We start from the raw sequence: 4050 nt of genomic DNA, 5'->3' as shown, positions 1-4050 counted from the left end.
CGAGGAGACCCCAGACGGCCAGTAGTCGGTGATTGTTCGGCAGTGCCTACCGCTCGACCCCCGCCTGAAGACGGGGGCATGCGCTTTATTCTGTGTCACCGACGACGCTCGAGTGCGAGGGCGGCCGGACAGTCGCTGGCCTTCGGCGACTCACCCGACGAAGGTCCCGTGGTCGCCGTCGCGCTTGTGCAACTGCGGGTAGAGATCGTAGTGGTCGTACCGACGGGCGTAGATGAACTTCCCGAAGCCAACCACCTTGTAGGGGTCCGGGGGGACGAGTCCCATGCCGACGAAACAGTCCCTGATCTGACAGCGGAGGTGGTGGTCCAGATACTCGCGGAACTCCGCGAGCGTCCCTGGCTCGGCGGGGAGTAACTCGAGGCGAGCGTCGGGTTCGCGATCCAGCGGGCTGTCGGCCCACTGCACCTCGTGTTCCCCACGCGCGTTGGGGAAGCCGACGTGGATACCGGAGACGGCGGCGACCTCTAACTCGAGGTCCTCGCCGTCGGCGCGCTCGACCAGCTGTTCGCCGACCGCCGCCCAGTTCTCGCGGTCGGCGTCGGTGACCGCTTCGCCGCTTCTCGGCTGGGTTCCGTCGTCGTACTCGAGATCGTGCGCCTCGGCCAGCGTGCGCGCCTGGTCGGTCAGGCCGCTCCCCTCGATGTCGACACCGAGGTAGATATCGAGTTTGTAGACGACGGCGTTTGGCGCGCGGACGCCTGCCGGGAGGGCGACCGGCCGCTCGACGTCTTCGTGGTGGCTCCGGAGTTGCTGGCGCAGCGGCCCGAAGTAGCGCTCGAACGCCTCGTCCGAGAGCGCGAGCATCGCGCGACGAACGGCGTCGACATAGTCGGGATTCTCGACGTGCTCGAGAGTGTCGAAGCCGCGTTCGCGGTAGACGTGGAACTTGGCGAAGCGCCGGGCCTGGTTGACGCGTTCGTTGTCGTCTTCGGTGCGCTGGTCTGGGTCGTCGGCGTAGCCGTCTTGTTCGTGGTAGGAAATATCCCCAGATTCATATTTTATTTCTATCCAATGTTCTGTGCCGTTGTTGTCGATTACTTCCAACCCACAGCCTTCGGAGTCCTCTCCCTCAATACTTGCTTTCATTACTTCTTCACCGGTTTGTATTCAGCCTCGCCTGCCCCAGTCGATTCCCGCGCGTCCTTCAACTCGAGGTACATTTGCTGGATTTCCTCGTACATGCCCTCGAGTTGGGCGCCTTTGCCGCCGGGGCGGTTGTCGGCGAGGTAGTCGATGCCTTCTTTGGTGACGTCGCTGGCGACGCCGGAGACGGCAGCGCCGATGGCGGCACCGGCGGCGGTACCGACGACGGGGATGACCGATCCCGCAGCGGCCCCGAGGGCGGCCCCGGCACCGGCACCGGCGAGTGCGCCGAGGCTGCCTTTGGTCGCGGCTTTGAACCAGTTGCCGTCCGAGGACGCGCCGGGTTTGGCTTCGGTCAGCGTCTCCATCATCTTTGCCTGGCCGGCTTTCAACTGTTCGACCTCGGCGGCGAGGACCTCCGGGTCGGCGGGAATGCTCGGGCTATCCGGCTCTTCGGTTGGCTCCTCGGTCTTGCTGAACCGCCCTCTGAGGAACCCGCGTCGGGTTGCGCTCAGGGCGCGTTGGATCGACACGTCCATTCCGAGGCGGTGGGCGACGACCGGGTCCTCACCCTCGAGTGCCTTCCTCGCCACCTCGTCAGCCTCGCGCTCGAGCGCTGGATCGGGATCGATGACCAGCGAACTCCCCTCCTGCGGGAGCATACTAATGGCACCGCCAGTTTGCTGGCGCACGTGAGCCAACTCGTGCGCCAAGAGGTACTTTCCGCCGGGACTCTCGGGATCGTACTCGCCGCGGTTGAACACCACGTGGTTGCCGGTCGTGAAGGCGCGGGCCTCGAGCGACCGCCGTTGCTGTGAGACCGTGGACACTGGTCACGCACCGTCTGCAAAGGCAGGCAGGTCGTAGATGCCCTCGGGCNCGTGATAGCGGTCGTAGAAGTCGTAGTGTTCGTACCAGGTTGTGAACTCGTGGATACCGTGACCCTGCAGCCGAAACGCCATCGGTGGGGCGATGCCCATCCCGAGGTAACAATCACGAACCTGGCAGCACAGGACTCGAACCAACTGTGCACGAAACTCTTCGAGCGAGTCTGGATTATAGGGCAAGAGATCGATTCGTGCATCTGGGTCACGCTCGAGCGAGGGCTGATCACCCCACTCGGTGTGGTAGACGCCCGCGAGATCGTCCCAGTGGACATGAACCCCGGAGACGGCTTCGATCCAGTCACTTGCAGGGCGCTCGAGAACGAGTTCGAGCGCTTCGTGTTCGCACACGCCGCTGAGAATCGACTCCAGTGAGCGCTCGACCTCGCCACGCCGGGCTGCCTGTACGAACGCGGCAGCATCAGGATCGCTGACGGCGTTTGCGAGACTCGCTAGCGTCTCGTCTGTGAATCCAAGATACACGTCCTTTCGGTAGGTGACGTGAGTCGGGCGTGCGCCGTCTGGGAGCGCAACGGGTGGTTCGGTGTCGCCGTAGTGGCTGGCAACCTGGAGGTAAAGATCTGTGAAGTGCTCTTCGATGGCGTCCTTCTCGAGTGCAGCGAGGACGAGCGCCACCGCAGCGATGCGGTGTGGGTTCTCGTTGAGCGAGAGGGTGTCGTAGCCACGTTCACGGTAGACCCAGTACTTCGCGAAGCGCCGGGCCTGGTTGATGGGTTCGACTTCGTCGATCATCGAGCGCTTGGCAGGGTCATCCGGATACCCATCCTGATGATGCCCTGTTATCAGACCATCTTCTCGCATTTCAATCAAATGCTCGGCGTCATTATTGTCGATGACGCTAAGCCCAATTCGTTGAGATTCACCGGTTATGAGTGCATCCATGCGGTTCACCTCCGGCTCTGTGCATCTCCCACAAGTCCATCACCAGTCTCAATGTTCCCGATCATCGAGGCGGCCCGCCTGGCAGTCTGTTCGACCCACTCTTCGGGTGGATCGATCTGTCGAAGCCTGGCTTGCAACTGCTGTGGTGCAAACTTCTGATCGACGTACTGATCCAGCATCGGACCGATGACGGGGAGGAGCGAAGTGAGGCCCGCAGCGGCGACTTTGCTGTGATCGACATCGCCAAACTCGAGGTCGCCCGTGGCTTCCTCGACTTCCTCGAGACCGACGTTGCCTTTGAGTACCTCGCGGCGACTCACTTCCGGCGTACGCTGGATCGAGACATCGAGCCCGAGTCGGTGTGTGATCACCGGCTCCTCTCCCTCGAGTGCCTTCCTCGCCACCTCGTCAGCCTCGCGCTCGAGTTCGGGATCGGGGTCGATGACCAGCGAACTTCCCTCCTGCGGGAGCATACTGATCTGACCGCCAGTCTGCTGTCGCACGTGCGCGAGTTCGTGTGCGAGCAGATACTTTCCGTCGGGGCTCTCGGGATCGTACTCCCCACGGTTGAACACCACGTGATTCCCGGTCGTGAACGCCCGTGCCTCGAGCGCACTCGCTGCTTTCGCAGCCTCCGGCCCGGTGTGTAGCTGCACGTCAGAAAACGAGTCACCCATCCGTTGTTCCATCTCTTCTCGGACCGCTCCCTCGAGCGGCTTTCCTGGTTGGGAAATCACCCGCCGCACTACCTCTGGTGTGGCTGTCTCACCTACCAGATCACTCTCTGCCTGCGCCTGGACCGAACGCATCGCACTCGGCGTATCGAGTTCGACACCCGCTTTCCAGGAGCTACGCACTCGAGCGACGCGAACCTGCTCGCCCATCGGCGTGTTACAGCCTTCGGGGAGTTCACCCCGTTCGCCCAACTCCTGGACGTTCTCGAGGCCGCGCCTCAGGATCATCTGATCGAGGATGGCCGCGTGCTCGAGTGAGGGCCGTCGCACACTCGAGAGATGGTGATGTGGGCGAATTCCGCCCTGTGTCTGGGGCTGCGCTCGAGGTCGGTTCCGTCGGTTCGTCTCGTCGTTCTCTCGGTTCTCAGTGCTGTCGCGTTGGTTCCTATCGAAGCTCACGCGACCCACCTCGGAAACGAATACAT

At 62.9% G+C, this 4050-nt stretch carries 4 protein-coding genes; all 4 read right to left on the bottom strand.

Annotated elements, in window-relative coordinates; genetic code table 11:
• Positions 1–150 precede the first annotated feature (150 nt).
• Positions 151–1107, bottom strand: coding sequence for a DUF7958 family protein (locus N0B15_RS09600; RefSeq protein ID WP_263019481.1), 957 nt, complete (start codon positions 1105–1107; stop codon positions 151–153).
• Positions 1107–1934 (bottom strand): eCIS core domain-containing protein, encoded by an 828-nt coding sequence (locus N0B15_RS09595; RefSeq protein WP_263019480.1) that lies wholly within the window; start codon positions 1932–1934, stop codon positions 1107–1109. The genes N0B15_RS09600 and N0B15_RS09595 overlap by 1 nt, the downstream gene beginning before the upstream one ends.
• Before the next feature lie 3 nt (positions 1935–1937).
• Positions 1938–2891 (bottom strand): DUF7958 family protein, encoded by a 954-nt coding sequence (locus N0B15_RS18405; RefSeq protein WP_484549515.1) that lies wholly within the window; start codon positions 2889–2891, stop codon positions 1938–1940.
• A 5-nt stretch (positions 2892–2896) separates the two neighbouring features.
• On the bottom strand, positions 2897–3895 hold the full coding sequence (locus N0B15_RS09590; RefSeq protein ID WP_425494225.1) for an eCIS core domain-containing protein: 999 nt from the start codon (positions 3893–3895) through the stop codon (positions 2897–2899).
• Between the last annotated feature and the right edge of the window lie 155 nt (positions 3896–4050).

The organism is Natronobiforma cellulositropha, from assembly GCF_025629245.1.
Classification (GTDB): Archaea; Halobacteriota; Halobacteria; order Halobacteriales; family Natrialbaceae; genus Natronobiforma; species Natronobiforma cellulositropha.
The sequence above is the reverse complement of the archived record's forward strand: the minus strand, read 5'-3'. Positions and strand labels throughout refer to the sequence as shown.

What these genes read in the sequence shown, in the direction of transcription:
- N0B15_RS09600 (WP_263019481.1), bottom strand. Translation starts at nt 1,107, where the DNA reads ATGAAAGCAAGTATTGAGGGAGAGGACTCCGAAGGCTGTGGGTTGGAA.